Raw genomic sequence first — 22,088 nt, 5'->3', positions numbered from 1 at the left:
GAGGAGGCGACACGTGGAGCCACGAGCGACGGCCGATCCACTGCTCGTCCTGGAGCGCGCCGAGAAGAGCTTCGGCCCGGTCCGGGCACTCGTCGACGGGTCGATCGAGTTGTTCCCCGGCGAGGCCCACGCCCTCCTGGGCGAGAACGGCGCCGGCAAGTCCACCTTGGTGAAGATCCTGGCCGGGGTGCACCGGGCCGATGCCGGTGAGCTGCGTGTGGGCGGGGTGCCGGTGGTCTTCAACGGTGCCTCCGACGCCCGCGACGCCGGCGTGTCGATCATCTACCAGGAGCCGACCCTCTTCCCCGACCTCACGGTCGCCGAGAACATCTACATGGGCCGGCAGCCCACGGTCGCCGGTCGCCGGATCGACCGCAGGGCCATGAACGCCGCCGCCCGTGAGGTGTTCGCCCGGCTGGGGGTCGTGCTGGACCCCGCCCGTCCGGCTCGCGGTCTGTCGGTGGCCGACCAGCAGATCGTCGAGATCGCGAAGGCCCTCTCGCTCAACGCCCGCGTGCTGGTGATGGACGAGCCCACCGCAGCCCTGACCGGGGTCGAGGTCCAGCGCCTGTTCAGCGTCATGGAGACGCTGCGCGCCGACGGGGCGGCGGTCATGTTCATCAGCCACCGCCTGGAAGAGGTCTACGCCAGCTGCCAGCGGGTCACGATCATGCGGGACGGTCGGTTCGTGCGGACCGCCCCGATCGAGGAGGTCTCGGTCGACGAGATCATCCGGTCGATGGTGGGCCGCGACCTGGACGCCCTGTTCCCCAAGAGCGAGACCGCCCCGGGTGAGGTCGTGCTCGACGTCGACGGGATCGGTGAGGACGGCGTCTTCTCCGACATCTCCTTCCAGGTCCGGCGTGGGGAGATCGTGGCCCTGGCCGGTCTGGTGGGGGCCGGTCGCAGCGAAGTCGCCCGAGCGGTCTTCGGCATCGACCCGCGCTCGCGGGGGCGGGTCACCGTGCTCGGTCGGGAGCTGCCCGGTCACCGACCGCGCGCGGCTATGGCAGCGGGCGTCGCCCTGGTCCCCGAGGACCGCCGTCAGCAGGGTCTCGTGATGGACATGCCCATCGACCAGAACATGGCCCTGGCCTCTCTGGACCGGCTGGCCACGGGCGGTCTGCTGCGACGCTCCAGCGAGCGCTCGTTGGCTGCCGAGTGGGCCCGCAGGCTGCAGCTGAAGTTCGGTCGCCTCGGCAATGCCGCGTCCACGCTGTCCGGCGGGAACCAGCAGAAGGTGGTGCTGGGCAAGTGGCTCAGCCGCGACCCGCAACTGCTGATCATCGACGAACCCACCCGCGGCATCGACGTCGGCACCAAGGCCGAGGTCCACCGCATCATCGACTCTCTCGTCGCCGACGGCATGGCCGTCCTGATGATCTCCTCCGAGCTCCCCGAGGTGCTGGGCATGGCCGACCGGGTGTTGGTCCTGCACGAGGGCCGGATCACCGCGGAGCTGTCCCGGGCCGAGGCCACCGAGGACTCGATCATGCGCGCGGCGTCGGGTTTGACCTCTGGAGCTGCCGCATGACCACCTCCACCTCGGCGCCCAGGTCGGCTGCGTCGTCCCGCACCCCGCTGAAGCAGCGCGTGGGCGGGGTGCTGCGGGCCAGGGAGACGGGCATCGCCGTCCTCATCGCGGTCGTCTTCGTGGCCGCGACCGCCAAGAACGAGGCCTTCGCCAGCGCCAACAGCGTCCAACAGCTGCTCCTGGGTGCCTCGCTGATCGCCCTGCTGGCCGTCGGTCAGACGATGGTCATCGTCACCCGCAACGTCGACCTGTCGGTGGGTTCTGTCGTCGGCATCACCGCCTACGTGGTGGGCATGAGCTTCCGGGACAACCCGGACATGCCGGTGTTCCTCGGCTTCCTCATCGGCATCGGGCTCGGCGCCGTCTTCGGTGCGATCACCGGGATGGTCGTCACCGTCTTCCGGGTGCCCAGCCTCGTGGTCACCCTGGCCGGGCTCTACCTCATCCGCGGCCTGGACGGGTTGCTCGTCGACGGCGTCATCATCAACCCGCAGTCCGTCCCGCGGGAGTTCCAGCGGATCGGCTACGAGACGGTCCTCGGGATCCCGGTCCTCTTCCTCCTCGTGCTGGCCGTCGTGGTGATCGCCGCCTACGTCATGCGTTCCTTCCGCTCGGCGCGGGACCTCTACGCCATCGGGTCCAACCCCGCCGCGGCCGAGCTGGCGGGCATCCCGTCGGAGAAGCGGGTGTTCACCGCGTTCCTGGTGAGCGGCGCGCTCGCCGGACTCACCGGGGCCCTCTTCGTCGCTCTGTACGCCCAGGTCGACGTCACCGCCGGGCGCGGTTACGAGTTCCTCGTGGTCGCTGCGGTGGTCGTCGGTGGCGTCGCGATCTTCGGGGGCAGCGGCACGGTCGTGGGCGCGGCCCTGGCGGCCCTCCTGCTGAACACCATCGACCAGGCGCTCGTCGCCAGCCGGGTCTCCGGCTTCTGGACCGACGCCATCGCCGGGGCGCTGCTGCTGGGCGCCATCGCCTTCGACCGCTCGCTGTCCCTGCGCATCGCCCGGCGACTGCGCTCCCAGGAAGGAGCCCACCGCGATGTCTGAGACCGCTGTCCGCCCCGAGCCCGCCCGGGCCCAGGAGCCGACACCCAGCTACACCGGCGTGGACACCACCTCGAAGGCCTGGTGGAAGGCCGGCATCCGCTGGGAGAGCGCCCTGGTGGTGCTCCTGCTGCTCACCCTCGTGGTGGGGTCCACCGGCTCGGAGAACTTCTTCACCGGCACCACGTTCTTCTTCGCCGGGCTCAACATCGGCGAGATCGCGATCATGGCCTTGCCGCTGCTGATGATCGTGCTGATCGGTGAGATCGACCTGTCCGTCGCGGCGATGCTGGCCCTGTCCGGGGCGGTCATGGGCGTCCTGTGGCAAGCGGGCGCGCCCTTCGGTGTCGCGGTGGCAGCCGCGCTGCTGACCGGCCTCGTGGGCGGGGCGCTGAACGGCTACCTCGTCGCTTACCTCGGGCTGCCGTCGATCGCCGTGACGATCGGGTCGCTGACCCTCTTCCGGGGCATCGCCCAGATCATCCTGCCCAACCCGACCACCACGCCCTTCCCGTCGGAGGTGGCGACACTGGGGGTGCTCCCGATCCCCGGCACCCAGGTGCCCTACTCCCTGGCGGTCTTCACCGTCCTGGCCGTCGCGACCGCGGCCTTCGTGCACGCCACGCCGTCGGGGCGGTCGCTCTACGCGATCGGCCTGCAGCCCGAGGCCGCCGAGTTCGCCGGCATCCGGGTGACCAGGGTGCGGTTCGGTCTCTTCGTCCTGTCGGGTCTGCTGTGCTCGCTGGCCGGTGTCCTGTTCGCGCTGAAGAACTCCTCGGCGAGCTACAGCGCCGGGTTCGGGCTCGAGCTGACCGTGGTGGCCGTGGTCCTGTTCGGTGGCGTGTCCATCTTCGGTGGGCGCGGCACGGTCCTGGGCGTGGTGCTCTCGGTGGCGATCGTGGCAGTCCTGCAGCAGGCACTCACCCAGCAGCAGGTCCAGGCCGAGGTGCAGAACATCGTCACCGGGTTCTTGCTGCTGATCAGCGTCCTGGTCCCCAACACCCCGGCCGTCTGGCGACGGCTGCGCGACCGGGTGCGTACCCCACCCACCCGGACCTGAGCGCCCCACGGGTCCGTCTCGCCGATCTCCCCCTCGCACCACCTCGACTCCGGAACCGGTCCGCATCGCGCGCCGGACCGACCCTGGCCCGGTCAGGCCCTCGTCCGGCGGGTCCCCCGCCGCCGAGCCCTCCCCCGCACCACCCGGAAGGAATCCAGCAATGACGCAGATCCGATCCCACCGACGGCGGATGACCGCCGTCGTCAGCACGGCTGTCGTGGGCCTGACCCTCGCCGCCTGTGGCTCCAGCGACGACGGCGGAGGCAGCGCCTCCGCCGGTGGCGACGCCACGGCCACCGCCGTCGAGGAGGGCCTGAGCGTCTACTTCATCCCGAAGGACACCCAGAACCCCTACACCCTCCTGGCCCTCGACGGTGGTGAGACCGCCTTGGAGGAGCTCGGTGGCACGGTGACGGTGAGCAGCGGCACGGAGGCGACCGCTGCGGCCCAGATCCCCTCGATCCAGGCCGCGATCCAGGCCCAGGCCGACGCGATCGTGATCGCAGCCAACGACCCGCAGGCGCTCTGCCCGACCCTGCAGCAGGCTGACGCTGCGGGGATCGCCGTCCTCGCGTTCGACTCCGACATCGCCTGCGACGCCTTCGACCACCTGTTCATCAACCAGGCGGAGACCACCGAGATCGGCACCTCCCAGGTCGACCTGCTGGTGGACTACATGGGCACCGACACCGGCCAGATCGCCATCCTGTCGGCGGCCGCCTCGGCCACGAACCAGAACTCGTGGATCGCGGCCATGGAGCCCTACATCGCCGAGAACTACCCCGGCCTGGAGCTGGTCGACACCGTCTACGGCAACGACGACCCGGCCACCTCGCTCACCGTCCTGCAGGGCCTGCTCTCGGCCTACCCGGACCTGCAGGGCATCATCTCGCCGACCACCGTGGGCATCTCGACGGCCGCCCAGTACCTGTCGAACAACCCCGACGTCGCCTCGCGGGTCACTCTGACCGGGCTGGGTCTGCCCTCCCAGATGCGCGAGTACGTCGACAACGGCACCGTCCAGGGCTTCGAGCTGTGGAACCCGAACGACCTGGGCTACCTGGCCGGCTACGCCGCGGCTGCGCTCGCCTCGGGCACCACGAACCTGGACGAGGGCGCGACCTTCGAGGCCGGCCGGCTGGGCGAGTACACCGTCCTGGCCCCCACCGGTGAGACCGGGCCCTCGATCGTGCTCGGCCCGCCGACCGTGTTCGACGCCAGCAACATCGCCGACTTCGACTTCTGAGTCGCGCGACCCCGGGGGTGTGCGGGCCGTCACCACGACGACCCGTACACCCCCGGGCAGCACCTGCTCCCCGCCCCGACTGCCCGAGGAGACCTCCGGTGCCCCGCTACTGCTTCCTCCTCCAGGTCCGTCCGGAGATGCTGGAGGAGTACACCCGCCGGCACGCCAGCGTCTGGCCGGAGATGACGACCGCCCTCGCCGAGTCCGGGTGGCACAACTACTCCCTCTTCGCCCGGCCCGACGGCCTGCTGGTCGGTTACGTCGAGGCGCACGACCTCGATGCCGCGCAGGCCGCCATGGAGGCCACCGAGGTCAACGCCCGGTGGCAGGCGGAGATGGCCCCCTTCTTCACCGGTCTGGCCGGCCGGCGCCCCGACGAGGGGCTGCTGCTGCTGACCGAGGTCTTCCACCTGGAGGACCAGCTCACACCCACTGACACCCCATCCCACGTACGAGAGCAGGACCACCGATGAGCGACCTCCGCACTGCAGCCCTCGAGGCGCTGCGCGCCCAGACCATCGAGCTGCCGTCGTGGGCGTTCGGCAACTCCGGCACCCGGTTCAAGGTCTTCGGTGCCCCCGGGGTCGCCCGCGACCCGTGGGAGAAGATCTCCGACGCCGCCGTCGTCCACCGGTTGACCGGCGCCGCGCCGCGCGTCTCGCTGCACATCCCGTGGGACCGGGTCGAGGACTACGCGAAGCTGGGTGCCCACGCCGCCGATGAGGGCGTCACGATCGGCGCGATCAACTCCAACCTCTTCCAGGACGACGAGTACCGCCTGGGCTCGCTGACCCATGCCGACAAGACGGTCCGGGACCGGGCGATCGCCCACCACGCCGAGTGCGTCGAGGTCATGCGGGCCACCGGCTCCACCGACCTCAAGCTCTGGTTGCCCGACGGCACCAACTACGCCGGTCAGGACGACCTGCGCGCGCGCCAGGACCGCCTCGCCGACTCCCTGCAGCAGATCTACGCGCTGCTGGACCCCGAGCACCGGCTGCTCGTGGAGTACAAGATCTACGAGCCGTACTTCTACGCGATGGACATCCCCGACTGGGGGACCTCGCTGGTGCACTGCCTGGCCCTGGGGGACCAGGCCCAGGTCGTGCTGGACACCGGCCACCACGCGCCCAGCACGAACATCGAGTTCATCGTCATGCAGCTGCTGCGGGTGGGCCGGCTGGGCGCCTTCGACTTCAACAGCCGCAACTACGGCGACGACGACCTGATCGTCGGAGCGGCTGATCCCTTCCAGCTGTTCCGGATCATGAACGAGATCGTCGAGGCCGACGCGCTGCGCCCGGAGTCCGGCGTCAACTTCATGTTGGACCAGTGCCACAACATCGAGCCCAAGATCCCGGGCCAGATCCGTTCGGTGACCAACGTGCAAGAGGCCACCGCCAAGGCGCTGCTGGTCGACCGGGTCGCGCTGCACGCCGCCCAGCAGGCCGGTGACGTCCTCGGGGCGCACGCCGCGCTCACCGACGCCTTCGCCACCGACGTACGTCCGCTGCTCGCCGAGCTGCGCGAGTCCGCCGGCCTGCACCCCGACCCCAACGCCGCCTACGCAGCCTCTGGCCACCAGGACCGTCTCGCCGCCGACCGCGTCGGCGGCACCCAGGCCTCCTGGGGCGCGTGAGCGCCGTCCGGCACCGCCCCGCACACCCCACCGACCTGAGGACGACGACGTGACGAACCCCGTGGTCAGCGAGCTGCTCCAGCGCTCCAACGCGCTGGGGGCCGACCCCCGCAACACCAACTACGCCGGTGGCAACACCTCCGCAGCCGGCAGCGAGACCGACCCGGTCACCGGCCAGCCGGTCGAGCTGCTCTGGGTGAAGGGCTCCGGCGGTGACCTGGGCACCCTGACCGAGCCCGGACTGGCCGTCCTGCGGCTGGACCGGCTCCGGGCACTGGTCGACGTCTACCCCGGTGTCGACCGCGAGGACGAGATGGTCGCCGCGTTCGACTACTGCCTGCACGGCCGGGGCGGGGCGGCGCCGTCCATCGACACCGCCATGCACGGGCTGGTGCGGGCCGCGCACGTGGACCACCTGCACCCCGACTCCGGCATCGCGCTGGCCACCGCCGCGGACGGCGAGGAGCTGACCCGTCGGTGCTTCGGCGATCGCGTGGTCTGGGTGCCGTGGCGCCGGCCGGGCTTCCAGCTGGGGCTGGACATCGCCGCGCTGGCGGAGGCCAACCCGCAGGCCATCGGCGCGGTCCTGGGTGGGCACGGGATCACCGCCTGGGCCGACACCTCCGCGCAGTGCCAGGCCAACAGCCTGGAGATCATCCGCACCGCCGAGGAGTTCCTCGCCGAGCACGGCCGACCCGAGCCCTTCGGAGCCCGGCTGCCGGAGTTCGAGCCGCTGCCCGAGCCCGAGCGCCGTGCCCGGGCCGCCGCTGTGTTCCCGCTGCTGCGCGGGCTGGCCTCCACCGACAAGCCGCAGGTCGGCCACCTGACCGACAGCGATGTCGTCCTGGACTTCCTGGCCTCGGCCGAGCACCCCCGGCTGGCCTCGCTGGGCACGAGCTGCCCCGACCACTTCCTGCGCACCAAGGTCGCCCCGATGGTGCTCGACCTGCCGCCGACCGCCCCGTTGGAGCAGGTCACCACCAGGCTGCGGGAGCTGCACGAGGCCTACCGCGCGGACTACGCCGCCTACTACGAGCGCAACGCCTCGGCCGACAGCCCGGCCATGCGCGGAGCCGACCCGGCGGTCGTGCTGATGCCCGGGGTCGGCATGTTCAGCTTCGGTGCGAACAAGCAGACCGCCCGCGTGGCCGGGGAGTTCTACGTCAACGCGATCAACGTGATGCGGGGCGCCGAGTCCGTCTCGACCTACGCCCCCATCGACGAGGTCGAGAAGTTCCGGATCGAGTACTGGTCCCTCGAGGAGGCCAAGCTCGCCCGGATGCCCGAGCCCAAGCCCCTGGCCTCCCGGGTCGCCCTGGTCACCGGTGCCGCGTCGGGCATCGGCAAGGCCATCGCGGAGCGGCTGGCCGCCGAGGGCGCCTGCGTCGTCGTCGCCGACCTCGACCTGGCCAAGGCCCAGGAGGCCGCAGCCGGGATCGGCTCGACCGACGTCGCCGTCGGGGTGGCCGCGGACGTGTCCGACGGTGAGGCCGTGGCCGCCGCGTTCGCTGCCGCGGCCCTGGCTTTCGGCGGGGTCGACCTGGTGGTCAACAACGCCGGGCTCTCGATCTCCAAGCCGCTGCTGGAGACCACCGAGCGGGACTGGGACCTGCAGCACGACGTGATGGCCAAGGGCAGCTTCCTGGTCTCCCGCGAGGCCGCCCGGGTCATGATCGAGCAGGGCCTGGGTGGGGACGTCGTCTACATCTCCTCCAAGAACTCCGTCTTCGCCGGGCCGAACAACATCGCCTACTCCGCGGTCAAGGCCGACCAGGCCCACCAGGTCCGGCTGCTGGCTGCCGAGCTCGGCGAGCACGGCATCCGGGTCAACGGCATCAACCCCGACGGCGTCGTCCGCGGATCGGGCATCTTCGCCGGAGGTTGGGGTGCCAAGCGCGCTGCGGTCTACGGCGTCCCCGAGGAGGAGCTGGGCGCCTACTACGCCCAGCGCACCCTGCTCAAGCGCGAGGTGCTCCCGGAGCACGTCGCCGACGCCGTCTTCGCCCTGACCGGGGGCGAGCTGACCCGGACCACCGGCCTGCACGTCCCGGTCGACTCCGGCGTCGCCGCCGCCTTCCTCCGCTGACCGTCACGAACCCCCCTGGAGCCCCCACGATGAGCAGCCCTCTCGACCAGGTGCACGCCGGCCTCGCCCGGGTGCGCACCCGCCCCGTCAAGGTCGGCCTGGTGGCCGGCGGGCTCGGCGCCTACTGGCCGCAGTTCCCGCAGTTGCTCCCTCAGCTGCAGGCGAGTGCGCGCCGGGTGTCCGAGCGCATGCAGGACCTGGACTGCGAGGTGGTCGACGTCGGCTTCGTGTCCGATGCCCAGGAGGCGGCCGTGGCCGCGGAGCGGCTGCGGGCCGCCGGCTGCGACCTGATCGTGGGGTTCTTGACCACCTACATGACGGCGTCGATGCTGGTCCCGGTCGCCCAGCGGGCGGGCGCGCCGGTGCTGCTGCTGAACCTGCAGCCCACCGAGGTCATGGACCACGCGACCTTCGGCACCGGGGAGTGGCTCGCCTACTGCGGGGCCTGCCCGCTGCCGGAGATGGCCAACTCCTTCCGTCGCGCCGGCATCCCGTTCCGCTCCGTGTCGGGCTACGTGGAAGACGAGCGGGCCTGGGGGCGTATCGCCCACTGGGTGAAGGCCGCCGGGGTCCGCGGGATGCTGCGCCACGGCAGGCACGGGCTGATGGGACACCTCTACCCGGGCATGCTGGACGTCTCCACCGACCTGACCAGCATCTCCACCCAGCTCGGCGGGCACGTCGAGGTCCTCGAGATCGACGACCTGCGGGTGCGGGTGGAGAAGGTCACCGAGGCCGAGGTCGACGCCCGCGTGCAGCTGGCCCGGGACGTGTTCACCCTGGACGAGTCCGTCGCCGAACCCGAGCTGCGGTGGGGTGCGCAGGTGTCGGTGGCCCTGGACCGACTCGTCGAGGACTTCGCGTTGGACTCGATGGCCTACTACCACCGTGGCCTGGACGGTGAGGCCCACGAGCGGGTCGCCGCCGGGATGATCCTGGGCGCCTCCCTCCTCACCGCCCGCGGCATCCCCCTCGTCGGGGAGTACGAGCTGCGCACCTCCATCGCGATGCTGGTCATGGACCGTCTCGGCGGCGGTGGGTCGTTCACCGAGCTGCAGGCGCTGGACTTCCGGGCCGGCGTGGTCGAGATGGGCCACGACGGGCCGGCGCACCTGGCGATCAGCGCCCGCCGCCCGCTGCTGCGCGGCCTGGGCGTCTTCCACGGCAAGCGCGGCTACGGCGTCTCTGTCGAGTTCGACGTGCAGCACGGACCGGTGACGCTGTGCGGGCTGGGGCAGCTGCGGGACGGCTCGTTCCGGCTGATCGCAGCCGAGGGGACCGTCGTGGACGGGCCGTTGCTGGCCATCGGCAACACGACCTCGCGCGTCGACTTCGGGGTCGACCCCGGCGAGTGGACCGACGAGTGGAGTGCCTCGGGCGTCGGGCACCACTGGGCGCTGGGGGTCGGCCACCGCGCAGCCGAGCTCGAGCGGGTGGCCCAGCTGTGCGAGCTGGACTTCCTGCACGTGCGGCTGGGGTGAGCCTCCTCAGACTGGCCGCCGTCGACCTGGGGGCCTCCAGCGGGCGGGTGATGACCGGGTTGGTCGGGGACGGGCGGCTCGAGCTCACCGAGGTCAACCGCTTCGCCAACCGGCCCGTCCCGGTCGGCGAGCGCTTGTACTGGGACGTGCTGGCGCTGTACGCCGGGGTGCTCGACGGCCTCCGGGCCGCCGGGCGCACCGGACCGGTCGACGGTGTGGGCATCGACAGCTGGGCGGTCGACGTGGGCCTGCTGGATGCCGACGGCGTGCTGCTGGGCAACCCGGTGCACTACCGCGACGCCCGCCACGAGACGGCGGTGCCCGCCGTGCACGCTGCGCTCGGTGTGGCGGAGCTGTACCGGGTCAACGGACTGCAGCACCTGCCCTTCACGACGGTCTTCCAGCTCGCCGCGCTCCGCGGCAGTGCTCAGCTGGAGGCCGCCCGCACGGCGTTGCTGGTCCCCGACCTGCTGGGCCACTGGCTCACCGGGGCCGTGGGCGCGGAGGTGACCAACGCCTCCACCACGGGGCTGCTCGACGCCCGCAGTCGCCAGTGGTCCTGGACCGTCGTCGACTCGCTCGGCCTGCCCCGGACCCTCCTCCCGCCGCTGACCACGCCGGGCGACCGGCTCGGCCTGCTCACCGACCAGGTGCTCGGTGAGACCGGGTTGGTGGGTCCCGTGCCGCTGACCGCCGTCGGGTCCCACGACACCGCCTCGGCCGTGGTGGGGGTGCCGGCCGAGTCCGAGCGCTTCGCCTACGTCTCCTGCGGGACGTGGTCGCTGGTCGGCCTCGAGCTGCCCGACCCGGTGCTCACCGAGCCCAGCCGGTCCGCCGGGTTCACCAACGAGTTGGGCGTGGACGGCACGGTCCGCTACCTGCGCAACGTCATGGGCCTGTGGCTGCTGTCGGAGTCACTGCGCACGTGGGCGGCGGCCGGGCTGCCGGCGGACCTGGGTGAACTGCTGCACGCCGCAGCCCGGGTGCCGGCTTTCACCGCGGTCATCGACTGCGACGACCCCCGCTTCCTGCCGCCGGGCGACGTGCCGTCCCGGATCGCGGACCTGTGCCGGGAGACCGGCCAGACGCCGCCGCAGTCCCAGGCCGAGACGGTCCGCTGCATCCTGGACAGCCTGGCGCTGGCCTACCGGCGCACCGTCCGGGCCGCGGTGGAACTGTCCGGCCGCGACGTGGACGTCGTCCACGTGGTGGGCGGTGGTGCCCGCAACGCGCTGCTGATGCAGCTGACGGCGGACGCCTGCGGGTTGCCGGTGGTGGCCGGTCCGGTGGAGGCAGCCGCACTGGGCAACGTCCTGGTCCAGGCCAGAGCCGGCGGCGCGGTGTCCGGCGGTCTCGCCGAGATGCGGGCGCTGCTGCGGGTGACCCAGGACGTCGTCCGGTACGAGCCCGTCGGCGACCCTGGCCCCTGGGACGCCGCCGAGCGCCGTACCGGTCGTGCCTGAGGCAGCCGTACCGGGTCGGGCCGGGCCGATCTCGGGCGAGGACGTCGTACTGCTGAGCCTGCTCGCCCGGGGTCTGCTGGTGGAGCAGATCGCGCGGGAGCTGGTGACCTCGCCGCGGACGGTGCGGCGCCGGACGGCGTCCGTGTGCAGCGCCCTCGGGGTGCGCACCCCGGTGGAGGCCGTGGTCTGGGCGGTCCGGAACGACCTGGTCTGAGGCCCGTGCGAGCCCGACGCACTGCACCCCGCGCAGCGGGCAGCGAGGACTGACCGCTTCCGGCCATCGCCTTGTCAGGTGGCTGTGTGCCGGGACACATTGGCACTGAAACGTATCAACACACCGGAGGAACGATGACGATCCCCCTGAGGCGCTCCCGCACCGTGGTCCTCCTCGTCACCCTGGCGGCTCTGCTCGCCGGTGGTCAGACAGCTCTCGCCCCGTCCTCCCGCGCGCTCGCCGCCGAGGCGGCACCAGCTCAGCGCCTCTCGGACCAGCTGCTGGACCCTGCGGCGCACGCCCGTGTCACCTACGAGGGCTCGGTCAACATCGGGAGCTTCCAGCAGGACGTCCTGCTCACCGTCGGCAACCAGCAGTACACGTCGTGGTACCGCGAGGACGGCACCGTCGTGGTGTCCCGGCGGACCCTGCCCGGGGGGACCTGGCAGAGCCTCGAGCTCGACGGCCGGCTCGCCGCCAACGACTCGCACAACACGATCTCGATGGCCGTCTCCCCGTCCGACGGGCGACTCCACCTCGCCCTGGGCACCCACACGGGCGCCCAGCTCTACGTCAAGTCCGTGCCGGACATCGCCACGGCCGCCTGGACGTCCCGATCGTTCGAGGCGGTCGTCCAGGTCCTGCCGTTCACCAACCCGGGTGGGACGGGCAACACCGGCCTGTGGACCTACCCGCAGTTCGAGGTCAACCGCGGGCAGCTGTTGCTGACCTACCGCGAGGGCATCACCCACGCCGGCGAGCAGACGCTGGTCCGCTACAACGGCGACGCGGCCGGGACCTGGACCTACCTGGGGCGCTTCACCGACTCCACCGGGACGTGGACCGGTCCCTACGGGAGCAGCTCGTCCCGGTACAGCTACCTGCACGGCTTCGGCACCAACCCGGTGACCGGGGACCTCGAGATCAGCTTCTCGTGGCGCGAGCGCGCCGGTTGGTGCAACAGCGGCGGCCTGGGCAACCACGACCTGGGGTACGCCCGCAGCTCGGACGGCGGCCTCACCTGGACGGACGACAGCGGTCGGGTCACCGGCCGGACCGGGACCAGCGACCGGATCTCCGTGCGTGACCCACACGTCGTCGTCCCGATCTCGATCAACCGCGGGCTGATCAACCAGGAGGCGCAGACCTTCGACAGCCAGGGTCGGGTCCACGTGATGACCTCCCAGTTCAACGACGCCGACCTGGCCGCCATCGGCGGCTGTCACACCTCCACCTACTCCCAGCGGGCGCAGTACGCGAAGCCCTTCCACCACTGGCGGGACGCCCAGGGAACGTGGCGGTCGATGGAGCTGCCCTTCTACAGCAACAGCGCCGGTCGGACGAAGCTGCTCTTCGACGCCCAGGACACGGCGTGGGTGGTCCTGCCCGACGGGCGGGTCGTCACCGCGACGGCCGCCAGCACCTGGTCGGACTGGCAGCTGGCCTTCAGCGACCCCGCCGTGGACCCGCTGGCCGAGCTGGTCGTCGACCGGACCCGGCTGCAGCGCGACGGCGTCCTGAGCATGGCCTACCTGCAGGTCGGCGATGGCATCCGAGGCGGTTTCCGGGTGACTGACCTGCGCACCGGTCCTGGCGCCACGGGTGCCGATGCTCAGCGCGACACGACACCACAGCCGGCCCCGGTGGACTACACCGGAAGCCTGGTCCCGGCCCCCACTGCCACCGCATCGACCAGCCAGCCGGCCTACCCGGCGTCCCTGGCCGTCGACGGCAGGGCGTCGACCTTCTGGGTGAGCAGCGGGACCACCGAGGGTCAGGGTCCCCAGCCGACCCGCCCGGAGACGCTCACCGTGACGTACGGCCAGAGCGCCAGCACCGCCCAGGCGATCGGTTCGGTGACGGTGACCCCGCGGGTCGGGTACGGCCCCCGGAGCCTGCGGATCGAGGCCCTGGTCAACGGGGCCTGGACCACGCTGGGCACCTATGAGATGCCGAACGCCGCAGCCACCTTCGACACCCCCGACGTCCTGGCCCGGCAGCTCCGGTTGGTCGTCACGGCTGCCTACGACAACGGCCGGGCTCCCGCGGCCGCCCGCAACGTGCAGGTCGCGGAGGTCTCGGTCAGGGCCCCCGTCTAGGCCCTCGGCAGCACGACAGGAGCCCGGTGGTCCCCAGGACCACCGGGCTCCTGCTGTCAGCGGTCGGTGCGGTCCCGGACCTCGGCGTAACGCTCGCGCACCGACGGCGTCGGGTCGGCCTCCACCAGCCGGGTGCCGGCGGCGGCCCACTCGGGGAGGCTCCCGGTCAGCGCCCAGGCGGCCTGCCGGGCAGCACCGTCGGCGACCGCCTCGCCGGGCTCGGGCACCAGCACCGGCCGGCCGAAGACCGCCGGGGCGATCTCCTGGACGGCCCGGGAGCGGGCTCCCCCACCGACCAGCAGCACCCGCTCCACCGCCGCGCCCTGGGCGACCAGGGCCTCGATGCCGTCGGCGAGCCCGCACAGCAGGCCCTCCACCGCGGCCCGGGCCCAGTGCGCCGCCGTCGAGGTGCGCAGGGTCAGCCCGTGCACCGAGCCGGTGGCGTGCGGCAGGTCCGGGGTCCGCTCGCCCTCCAGGTAGGGCACCAGCACCAGGCCGTCGGCCCCCGCCGGGACCTGCAGCGCCAGCTCGGCCAGCTCGTCCAGGGACACCCGCAGCATCGCCGCGGCCGAGTCCAGCACCCGGGCGGCGTTGAGCGTGCAGACCAGCGGCAGGTGCCGGCCGGTGGCGTCGGCGAACCCGGCGACGGTGCCGGTCGGGTCGACCGCGGCCACCTCGGACACCGCCGACACCACCCCGGACGTGCCGATCGAGACCACCACGTCCCCCGGCCGGGCGCCCAGCCCGAGCGCGGCGGCCGCGTTGTCCCCGGCGCCGGCGGACAGCTGTACCGAGCCGTGGGCGCCGACCAGCTCGTGCGGCCCGGCGACCCGCGGCAGCACCGGCGTGCGCCCGCGCAGCGCCAGGGTCAGCAGGTCGGTCCGGTACTCCCCCGTGGCCGCCGACCAGTAGGCGGTGCCGCTCGCGTCGGACCGGTCCGTCACGAGGGTGTCCAGTCCGGCTGCGCCCGACAGTCGCCAGGTCAGCCAGTCGTGCGGCAGGCACACGGCCGCCGTCCGGTCGGCGTCGGCCGGCTCGGCGTCGGCCAGCCAGCGCAGCTTCGAGGCGGTGAAGGACGCCACCGGGACGACGCCGACGGCCTCCGCCCAGGCCTGTCCGCCACCGAGCTCGGCGACCAGGTCGGCCGCGGCACCGGCGGAGCGGACGTCGTTCCACAGCAGCGCCGGGCGGACGACGTCCCCGGCCTCGTCCAGGCAGACCATGCCGTGCTGCTGCCCGCCCACGCCGAGCGCTGCGACGTCGTCCAGACCCCCGGCGCCGGCCAGCGCCTCGGTGAGCGCGGCCTCCCAGGCGGCCGGGTCGACCTCGGTGCCCGCCGGGTGCGGGGCCCGGCCCTCGCGGACCAGCTCCCCGCTCTCGGCGTCCCGGACGACGACCTTGCAGGCCTGGGTCGAGCTGTCCACACCGGCGACGAGCGGCACGGGGACCTCCTGGGTTGACGGGCGAGCGTGACGCAGACAATAGTGCAACGACCAAACGAATGGCGGGACGAGACGGCTGGGAGGTGGCGCGTGCAGACCCAGGGACAGGTGCGCAGCGCCAACCTGGCCGCCGTCCTGGCCCGCCTCCGGGACGACGGCCCGCGCAGCCGGGCCCGCCTGGCCGCGGACACCGGGCTCACCAAGGCCACCGTCTCCAGCCTGGTCGGCGAGCTCGTCGACCGTGGGCTGGTCGCCGACGGCGCCCTGCACCGGCCCGGCTCCGTCGGCCGCCCGGGCACCCTCGTCGAGCTCGGCGGCCGGGGCGTCTGCGGCGTCGGCGTCGAGGTCAACGTCGACTACCTGGCCGTGCTCGTCCTGGACCTGCGCGGTGAGGTCCGGGCCGAACGCCGGCTGGCCCTCGACGTCGCCGGCTCCCCCGCGGGCCAGGTGCTGGACGCCGTGACGACGCTGGTCCGCGCGGTGCTGGCCGACGTCGCCGCCACCCCGGTCGGCCTGACCGTCGCCGTCCCCGGCAGCGTGCAGGGCACCGTCGTCGCCACCGCCCCGAACCTGCCCGGCTGGCCCGGCCTCGACGTCGCCGCCGGCCTCGCCGGCACCGGACTGCCGGTCACCGTGGCCAACGACGCCGACCTCTCCGCCCTGGCCGAGTGGTCGGCCGGCCCGCACGCGCACACCCCCGACCTGGTCTACCTGACCGGCGAGGTCGGTGTCGGCGGCGGCGTCGTGAGCGGCGGGCGGCTGCTGCGCGGCAGCACCGGGCTCGGCGGCGAGGTCGGCCACCTGGCGCTCACCCCCGGCGACGCGCCCTGCGGCTGCGGACGGCGGGGCTGCTGGGAGACCGTCGTCGGCCTCGGCGCCCTGCTGCGCGCCGCCGCCGATCCCGGCGACCCGCTCCGCGACCCCGGCCGCGACCTGGAGGACCGGCTCGCCGAGGTCGTCGCCCGGGCCCGCGCCGGCGACGCCCGCACGCTGGCCGCGCTCACCGACATCGGCACCGGCCTGGGCGTCGGCGCCGCCGTCCTGGTGTCGCTGCTGGACCCCGCCGTCGTCGTCCTCGGCGGGTACTTCGCCGTGGTCGGCGAGTTCCTGCTCGACCCCCTGACCAGCGCGCTCGCCGCGCGGGTCGAGGGCCCCCGCCGGGTGGTCCTGTCCACCCTTGGGTTCACCGCAGCCGTCCGGGGCGGCGCGCACGTCGCGCTGCAGCCGGTGTTCCACGACCCCACCACCGTGCCGTTGGAGGCCTCCGCATGACCACCCCGAAGCCCACCCCCGCCGACCGCTTCTCCTTCGGCCTCTGGACCGTCGGCTGGCAGGGCGTCGACGTGTTCGGCGGCGCCGTCCGCCCGCCGATGGACCCGGTCGAGGCCGTCCACCAGCTCGCCGAGCTCGGTGCTGCCGCCGTCACGTTCCACGACGACGACCTGGTGCCCGACGACGCCACCCGCGACGCCACCCTCGAGCGCTTCCGCACCGCGCTGACCGAGACCGGCATGGGCGTGGAGATGGCCACCACCAACCTCTTCGGCCACGCCGTCTTCAAGGACGGCGCGTTCACCTCCAACGACCGCGACGTCCGCCGCTACGCCCTGGCCAAGGCCGCCCGCAACATCGACCTGGCCGCCGAGCTGGGCGCCACCACCTACGTCTTCTGGGGTGGCCGCGAGGGCGCCGAGTCCGGCGCCGCCAAGGACATCGGTGCGGCGCTGGAGCGCTACAAGGAGGGCATGGACACCCTCTGCTCGTACGCGATCGAGCAGGGGTACGACATGCGCTTCGCGATCGAGCCCAAGCCCAACGAGCCCCGTGGCGACATCCTGCTCCCCACGATCGGCCACGCCCTGGCGCTGATCAACGAGCTCGAGCACTCCGAGATGGTCGGCCTGAACCCCGAGGTCGGGCACGAGGAGATGGCCGGGCTGAACTTCGCCGCCGGCATCAGCCAGGCCATGTGGCACGGCAAGCTCTTCCACGTCGACCTCAACGGCCAGCACGGCCCGCGCTACGACCAGGACCTGCGCTTCGGCGCCGGCAACCTGCGCGGTGCCTTCTGGACCGTCGACGCCTTGGAGCAGGGCGGCTACGACGGCTACCTGCACTTCGACTTCAAGCCCCCGCGCACCGAGGACGCCGCCGGTGTCTGGGAGTCCGCCCGCGGCTGCATGGCCAACTACCTGGCGCTGAAGGCCAAGGCCGCCGCGTTCCGGGCCGACCCCGAGGTGCAGGAGGCGCTGGCCGCCTCCCGCGTCGACGAGCTGCGCACCCCGACCCTGGCCGCCGGCGAGACCCTGGCGACCGTGCGGGAGCAGTCCTTCGACGTCCAGGCGATGGCCGAGCGCGGCATGGCCTTCGAGCGCCTGGACCAGCTCGCCATGGACCACCTCCTCGGCGTCCGCTGACCCCTCGCCCTGGCATGGGATCCCTCGCATACTGCCAACGCGTCAGGCGGTATGCGGGGGATCCCATGCCGAGGCGGGGAGGGCGTCCCTAGGGTGGGAGGCATGGCTGAGCCCCGCACCCGCAACGCCCGCCGCGAGCGTCTGGTCGGGCTGTTCGTGCTCGGCGTCGCCGTCGTGCTGCTGCTGTCCAGCCCCACCTGGTTCTCCAGCGACCGCGGCACGGTGGGCATCGCGCAGGTCGTCGTGGGGCTGCTGCTCGCCGGCGTCGGCGGGTTCCTGGTGAAGCGGTCCTCAACCGCCTGAGCGGAAACGCCGTTTACCCCGCGGTGTGACGGGCACCACGTCGGCACGGGCGGGGGCCGACGGCGCTCCCGGGGACGACGGGAGAACACGCGTGGAGCTCGCCAAGAAGGACCTGGTCCAGCTGCTGCACGGGCAGGGCGACAACGACACCGCCGAGCGGGTCGAGGCCGCGGACCTGCCGGACACGATCGACACAGCTCGCGACGCCGACGCCCTCACCGCGGTCGGCCTGGACCAGCAGACCCTGCTCGGCCACCTCGCCGGCGGCGCCATCGGCGGCAACCTGGCCATGTGACCCCCGCGCGCCTGAGCGTGGATCAGGGTCCCTGATCAGAGTCCGTCCTCCCCCACGAGATGTGGTGTGGGAGGACGGACTCTGGTGAACGCCCCTGATCCACGCTCGGCGCGCGGGCCGGGGTCAGCCGACGTAGGGGCGCTCGCGCGCCAGCTCCTCCCGGGCCACCGACCGGATGTGGACGGCGTCCGGCCCGTCCACGATCCGCAGCGTGCGGGCGTGGGCGTAGAACTCGGCCAGCGGGGTGTCGTCGCTGACGCCGGCGCCGCCGTGCAGCTGGATGGCCCGGTCGATGACGTCCAGGCACACCCGCGGGGCGGCGACCTTGATGGCGGCGATCTCGGTGCGGGCGCCCTTGGCCCCGTACTTGTCGATCAGGTCGGCGGTCTTGAGCACCAGCAGCCGGGCCTGGTCGATCTCGATGCGGGAGCGGGCGATGTCCTCCCGGACGGTGCCCTGCTCGGCCAGCGGGCGGCCGAAGGCGACCCGGTCCTGGGCGCGGGCGACCATCAGGCCCAGGGCGCGCTCGGCCATGCCGATGGCCCGCATGCAGTGGTGGATCCGGCCCGGGCCCAGGCGGGCCTGGGCGATCATGAAGCCCTCGCCCTCCCCGGCCAGGATGTTGCTGACCGGCACCCGGACGTCGGTGAAGCGCAGCTCGGAGTGCCCGTGCTGGTCCTGGTAGCCGAAGACCGGCAGGTGTCGGACGATCTCCAGGCCGGGGGTGTCGCGGGGGACCAGCACCATCGACTGCTGCTGGTGCGCGGGGCCGTCGGGGTCGGTCTTGCCCATCACGATGAACACGGCGCAGCGCTCGTCGGCCGAGCCCGTGATCCACCACTTGCGGCCGTTGATGACGTACTCGTCGCCGTCGCGGACGATCGAGGTCTGGATGTTGCGGGCGTCGGAGGACGCGACGTCGGGCTCGGTCATCGCGAACCCGGAGCGGATCTCCCCTGCCAGCAGCGGCTCGAGCCACTGCTGCTTCTGCTCGGGGGTGCCGAACAGCATCAGGGTCTCCATGTTGCCGGTGTCCGGCGCCCCGCAGTTCACCACCTCGGGGGCGATGACCGGCGACCAGCCGGTGATCTCGGCGATGGAGGCGTACTCGAGGTTGGAGAGCCCGGCCAGCTCGTGGTGGAACAGGTTCCACAGGCCCCGGGAGCGGGCCTCGGCCTTGAGCTCCTCGATGACCGGCGGCAGGGAGTGGTCGTCGCGGCCACGCTCCCGCCGCCATGCGTGGTAGACGGCCTCGGCGGGGAACACACGCTCGCGCATGAAGTCCCACATCCGGCCACTGACGTCCTCGGCTGCGGCGGAGAGTGCGAAGTCCATGCCCGGGACGGTAACCCGCTGTCGCGGGTGTCCCGCCCCGGGTCAGGGGCTCAGCGGCGGCGGTTCGGGCCGAGGGACTCGGTCCGGCCGTGGTCGACCGTGTCGACCCGGCGGACCGGGCCCAGGGCGATCACGAAGCCGATCAGGGCACTGGCCAGGTGCAGCCAGTTGTCGGCCCAGTTCAGGTTCAGCGGGTCCCAGCTCTCGCCGACGGCGAAGAGGCCGTACACGAAGACGGCGCCGTAGCCCAGGCCGAGCAACCAGCCGTAGGCCCGGGCCCCGCTCAGGGTGCGGGACAACGCGATGCCGGCCAGCCCGATGACCAGGTGCACCACGTTGTGGAACGGGTTGACCATGAAGCCGAGCAGGGTGTCACCGCTCATGCCGAAGAAGTCGTCGAACCCGGTGACGAAGAAGCCGGCGATGCCGACCAGGGTGTAGACGACGCCGACGGCGAGCGCGAGGGTGCGGGGCCAGCCGCTGGTGGGTCGGGTGCCGGTGTTGCGGGGTGTGGTCACGGGGCTCTCCCGGGGGTGGTGCCGACGCCGGGGGCTGGGCGTCCCGGGGGTCTACCCGTCCTGGCCGGAGCGGGAAACGGTCAGGCCGCCGAGCGGGGCCGCAGCAGGTGGTGCTCGGTGACGGCGCGGGTGGCCAGCGTCCGGTACCCGGCCCGCTCGAACAGGACGACGATCCGGTCGCCCTCGTCCCGCATGACCACACCCGGTCCCCACTCGGCGTGCTCGACCGGGGTGTCCACCGGGAAGGTGCCGGCGGCCGGGTCGTGCGCGCGCTGCTCGGCGGCCTGCTGGGCGCTGCCCGCCGTGCAGGTGTCGCAGTTGCCGCACGGGCCGTCCAGTTCCTCGCCGAAGTAGCCGAGCAGGAACTGCCGGCGGCACCCGGTGGTGTCGGCGAAGGCCCGCATCATCTCCACCCGGCTCTCGTCGACGCGCTGGTGGTGCTCGGCCAGCTGCCGGGCCGCGGTGGCCGCCTCGCCGGGCGCGGGGGCGTCGGGGGAGGGGAGCACGGTGCCGTCGTCGGCGAGGGTGACGGCGCCGACCTGCTCGAGCAGGTTGAGGTCACGGGTCAGCGGGGTGGCGCCGCGGTGCGTCTCCTCCCGCAGCGCCCGGACGTCGACCTCCGCGCCCGCGGCGTCCCCGGCCCGGACCAGCCCGGCGACGTGCTGCAGGTCCTCCTCGGCGGGCACCCCGGCGGCGAAGAAGCGGCGGATGCCGAGGTCCTCCTGCCGGAAGAAGAGGACGGCGACCGCGGGGTCGCCGTCCCGGCCGGCGCGGCCGATCTCCTGGTACCAGCTGTCCAGGGAGTCGGCGGGCTCGGCGTGCAGGACGAAGCGGACGTCGGGCTTGTCGATGCCCATGCCGAACGCGCTGGTGGCGACGACGACGTCGAACTCACCGGCCATGAACGCCCGCTGCACCTCCGTGCGGGCCTTCTTGGCCAGCCCCGCGTGGTAGGCCCCGGTGCGCAGTCCGCGGCCGGCGAGGGCGTCGGCGAGCTCCTCGGTGCCCCGCCGGGTGGCGCTGTAGACGATGCCGTTCCCGCGCCGGGACTCGGCGACGGCGCGGTCCAGCAGGGCGACGGTCTTGGCGTCGGCGTCGGCGTGGTGCTCGACCTCGAACCGGATCTCCGGCCGGTCGAACCCGGCGACGACGACGGCGGGGTCCTCCATCCGCAGCCGTTCCACGATCTCGGCGCGGACCGGGGGAGCGGCGGTCGCCGTCAGCGCGAGCACCGTCGGGCCGCCCAGCTGCTCGGCGACGGCACCCAGGCGCAGGTAGTCCGGGCGGAAGTCGTGCCCCCAGGAGGAGACGCAGTGCGCCTCGTCGACGACGAGCAGGGCGGGGGCGGTCGCCCGCAGCGCGGCGGTGACCTGCGCCTTCGCCAGTTGCTCGGGGGCCAGGAAGAGGAAACGGACCGATCCGTCACCCAGGCCGTCCAGGGCGGCCTGCTGGTCGGTCGCCGACTCGGTGGAGTTCAGCACCGCCGCGGTCAGCCCCAGGTCGTGCAGGCGCTGGACCTGGTCGCGCTGCAGGGCGATCAACGGGGAGACGACGACCACCGGGCCCTCCAGCAGCTCCCCGGCCACCGTGTAGACCAGCGACTTGCCGGCGCCGCTGGGCAGCACCGCGAGGGTGTCCCGCCCGGCGCAGACCGCCTGCAGGGCCTCCTCCTGGCCCGGCCGGAAGCCGCCGGTGCCCAGCAGCTCACGCGCAGCCTGGCGGATGCGGCGGGTGCGCACTGCGGCCGTGGCGCCGGCCGTGGGTCGTGCGGAAACGGCGCTGGCGCTGGTGGCTGCGGTGGCAGAGTCGGTCACGGGGCGCTGCTGCCCCGGTTCCGCTGATCGTCAAACCCCCCGCAGGTGAGCGCCCCGCGCAGCCCCGCCCGCTCTCCCGCCGCCGTCTCCGTCCGGTTC

19 protein-coding genes are annotated in these 22,088 nt (G+C 72.9%); 15 read left to right on the top strand and 4 right to left on the bottom strand.

All coding sequences use genetic code 11. The features are described 5' to 3' along the window. The first annotated feature begins 13 nt into the window (after nt 1–13). From AC0IVP_RS16065 to AC0IVP_RS16015, 11 genes are all read left to right on the top strand, one after another. Nucleotides 14–1,534: a sugar ABC transporter ATP-binding protein gene (locus AC0IVP_RS16065; protein WP_471757805.1), complete on the top strand. Its 1,521-nt coding sequence runs from the start codon at nt 14–16 to the stop codon at nt 1,532–1,534. Further along, nucleotides 1,531–2,580, top strand: a complete 1,050-nt coding sequence (locus tag AC0IVP_RS16060) for an ABC transporter permease (protein ID WP_471757803.1) — start codon at nt 1,531–1,533, stop codon at nt 2,578–2,580. Before AC0IVP_RS16065 ends, AC0IVP_RS16060 begins: the two co-directional genes overlap by 4 nt. Then, nucleotides 2,573–3,637 (top strand): ABC transporter permease, encoded by a 1,065-nt coding sequence (locus tag AC0IVP_RS16055; RefSeq protein WP_471757801.1) that lies wholly within the window; start codon nt 2,573–2,575, stop codon nt 3,635–3,637. Before AC0IVP_RS16060 ends, AC0IVP_RS16055 begins: the two co-directional genes overlap by 8 nt. Nucleotides 3,638–3,797: 160 nt before the next feature. Continuing rightward, nucleotides 3,798–4,883: a substrate-binding domain-containing protein gene (locus AC0IVP_RS16050; RefSeq protein WP_471757799.1), complete on the top strand. Its 1,086-nt coding sequence runs from the start codon at nt 3,798–3,800 to the stop codon at nt 4,881–4,883. Nucleotides 4,884–4,981: 98 nt separating this feature from the next. Beyond that, entirely contained in the window at nt 4,982–5,356 is a 375-nt protein-coding gene (locus tag AC0IVP_RS16045; protein WP_056295750.1) for an L-rhamnose mutarotase, read from the top strand. Further along, the gene (gene rhaI / locus AC0IVP_RS16040) at nt 5,353–6,522 is read left to right on the top strand and encodes an L-rhamnose isomerase (RefSeq protein WP_471757797.1); all 1,170 of its coding nucleotides are present in this window, start codon (nt 5,353–5,355) and stop codon (nt 6,520–6,522) included. Before AC0IVP_RS16045 ends, rhaI begins: the two co-directional genes overlap by 4 nt. A 49-nt stretch (nt 6,523–6,571) precedes the next feature. Then, nucleotides 6,572–8,608: a bifunctional aldolase/short-chain dehydrogenase gene (locus AC0IVP_RS16035; protein ID WP_471757795.1), complete on the top strand. Its 2,037-nt coding sequence runs from the start codon at nt 6,572–6,574 to the stop codon at nt 8,606–8,608. 29 nt (nt 8,609–8,637) lie between these two features. Next, nucleotides 8,638–10,089, top strand: coding sequence for an L-fucose/L-arabinose isomerase family protein (locus AC0IVP_RS16030; RefSeq protein ID WP_056295742.1), 1,452 nt, complete (start codon nt 8,638–8,640; stop codon nt 10,087–10,089). Next, nucleotides 10,086–11,552, top strand: a complete 1,467-nt coding sequence (locus tag AC0IVP_RS16025; RefSeq protein WP_471757793.1) for a rhamnulokinase — start codon at nt 10,086–10,088, stop codon at nt 11,550–11,552. The genes AC0IVP_RS16030 and AC0IVP_RS16025 overlap by 4 nt, the downstream gene beginning before the upstream one ends. Next, nucleotides 11,545–11,766 carry a LuxR C-terminal-related transcriptional regulator gene (locus tag AC0IVP_RS16020; RefSeq protein WP_471757791.1) on the top strand — a complete coding sequence of 74 codons (222 nt, stop codon included), beginning with the start codon at nt 11,545–11,547 and terminating at the stop codon, nt 11,764–11,766. The genes AC0IVP_RS16025 and AC0IVP_RS16020 overlap by 8 nt, the downstream gene beginning before the upstream one ends. Before the next feature lie 134 nt (nt 11,767–11,900). Beyond that, the gene (locus AC0IVP_RS16015; protein WP_471757789.1) at nt 11,901–13,865 is read left to right on the top strand and encodes a BNR-4 repeat-containing protein; all 1,965 of its coding nucleotides are present in this window, start codon (nt 11,901–11,903) and stop codon (nt 13,863–13,865) included. A gap of 56 nt (nt 13,866–13,921) precedes the next feature. On the opposite strand, the gene xylB is transcribed toward AC0IVP_RS16015, so the two are convergent. Next, nucleotides 13,922–15,307, bottom strand: a complete 1,386-nt coding sequence (gene xylB / locus AC0IVP_RS16010; RefSeq protein WP_471757787.1) for a xylulokinase — start codon at nt 15,305–15,307, stop codon at nt 13,922–13,924. Between the two features lie 90 nt (nt 15,308–15,397). On the opposite strand from xylB, the gene AC0IVP_RS16005 reads away from it, so the two are divergent. The 4 genes from AC0IVP_RS16005 (at nt 15,398) to AC0IVP_RS15990 (ending at nt 18,322) form a co-directional block, all read left to right on the top strand. Next, nucleotides 15,398–16,579, top strand: a complete 1,182-nt coding sequence (locus AC0IVP_RS16005) for an ROK family protein (protein ID WP_471757785.1) — start codon at nt 15,398–15,400, stop codon at nt 16,577–16,579. Next, a complete protein-coding gene (gene xylA, locus AC0IVP_RS16000) occupies nt 16,576–17,724 on the top strand; it encodes a xylose isomerase (protein WP_471757783.1) in 1,149 nt (382 codons plus the stop codon). Before AC0IVP_RS16005 ends, xylA begins: the two co-directional genes overlap by 4 nt. Nucleotides 17,725–17,826: 102 nt before the next feature. Further along, nucleotides 17,827–18,027, top strand: coding sequence for a hypothetical protein (locus tag AC0IVP_RS15995; RefSeq protein WP_056295728.1), 201 nt, complete (start codon nt 17,827–17,829; stop codon nt 18,025–18,027). A gap of 91 nt (nt 18,028–18,118) precedes the next feature. Next, on the top strand, nt 18,119–18,322 hold the full coding sequence (locus AC0IVP_RS15990) for a hypothetical protein (protein WP_056295725.1): 204 nt from the start codon (nt 18,119–18,121) through the stop codon (nt 18,320–18,322). 123 nt (nt 18,323–18,445) lie between these two features. On the opposite strand, the gene AC0IVP_RS15985 is transcribed toward AC0IVP_RS15990, so the two are convergent. From AC0IVP_RS15985 to AC0IVP_RS15975, 3 genes are all read right to left on the bottom strand, one after another. After that, entirely contained in the window at nt 18,446–19,657 is a 1,212-nt protein-coding gene (locus AC0IVP_RS15985; RefSeq protein WP_471757781.1) for an acyl-CoA dehydrogenase family protein, read from the bottom strand. Nucleotides 19,658–19,707: 50 nt separating this feature from the next. After that, a complete protein-coding gene (locus AC0IVP_RS15980; protein WP_471757779.1) occupies nt 19,708–20,175 on the bottom strand; it encodes a DUF4383 domain-containing protein in 468 nt (155 codons plus the stop codon). 80 nt (nt 20,176–20,255) lie between these two features. After that, entirely contained in the window at nt 20,256–21,989 is a 1,734-nt protein-coding gene (locus AC0IVP_RS15975) for a RecQ family ATP-dependent DNA helicase (RefSeq protein WP_471757777.1), read from the bottom strand. Nucleotides 21,990–22,088: the final 99 nt, after the last annotated feature.

Source organism: Klenkia sp. AC732 (assembly GCF_979256525.1).
Note: the sequence above shows the minus strand (reverse complement) of the source record. Positions and strands in the feature narration are given on the sequence as shown.

Excerpts from the sequence above, each read along its gene's own strand:
- xylA (WP_471757783.1), top strand. The coding sequence starts at position 16,576 with ATGACCACCCCGAAGCCCACCCCCGCCGACCGCTTCTCCTTCGGCCTC.
- AC0IVP_RS15985 (WP_471757781.1), bottom strand. The coding sequence starts at position 19,657 with ATGGACTTCGCACTCTCCGCCGCAGCCGAGGACGTCAGTGGCCGGATG.
- AC0IVP_RS16015 (WP_471757789.1), top strand. The coding sequence starts at position 11,901 with ATGACGATCCCCCTGAGGCGCTCCCGCACCGTGGTCCTCCTCGTCACC.
- AC0IVP_RS16055 (WP_471757801.1), top strand. The coding sequence starts at position 2,573 with ATGTCTGAGACCGCTGTCCGCCCCGAGCCCGCCCGGGCCCAGGAGCCG.
- AC0IVP_RS16050 (WP_471757799.1), top strand. The coding sequence starts at position 3,798 with ATGACGCAGATCCGATCCCACCGACGGCGGATGACCGCCGTCGTCAGC.
- AC0IVP_RS16030 (WP_056295742.1), top strand. The coding sequence starts at position 8,638 with ATGAGCAGCCCTCTCGACCAGGTGCACGCCGGCCTCGCCCGGGTGCGC.
- rhaI (WP_471757797.1), top strand. The coding sequence starts at position 5,353 with ATGAGCGACCTCCGCACTGCAGCCCTCGAGGCGCTGCGCGCCCAGACC.
- AC0IVP_RS16060 (WP_471757803.1), top strand. The coding sequence starts at position 1,531 with ATGACCACCTCCACCTCGGCGCCCAGGTCGGCTGCGTCGTCCCGCACC.
- AC0IVP_RS15995 (WP_056295728.1), top strand. The coding sequence starts at position 17,827 with ATGGCTGAGCCCCGCACCCGCAACGCCCGCCGCGAGCGTCTGGTCGGG.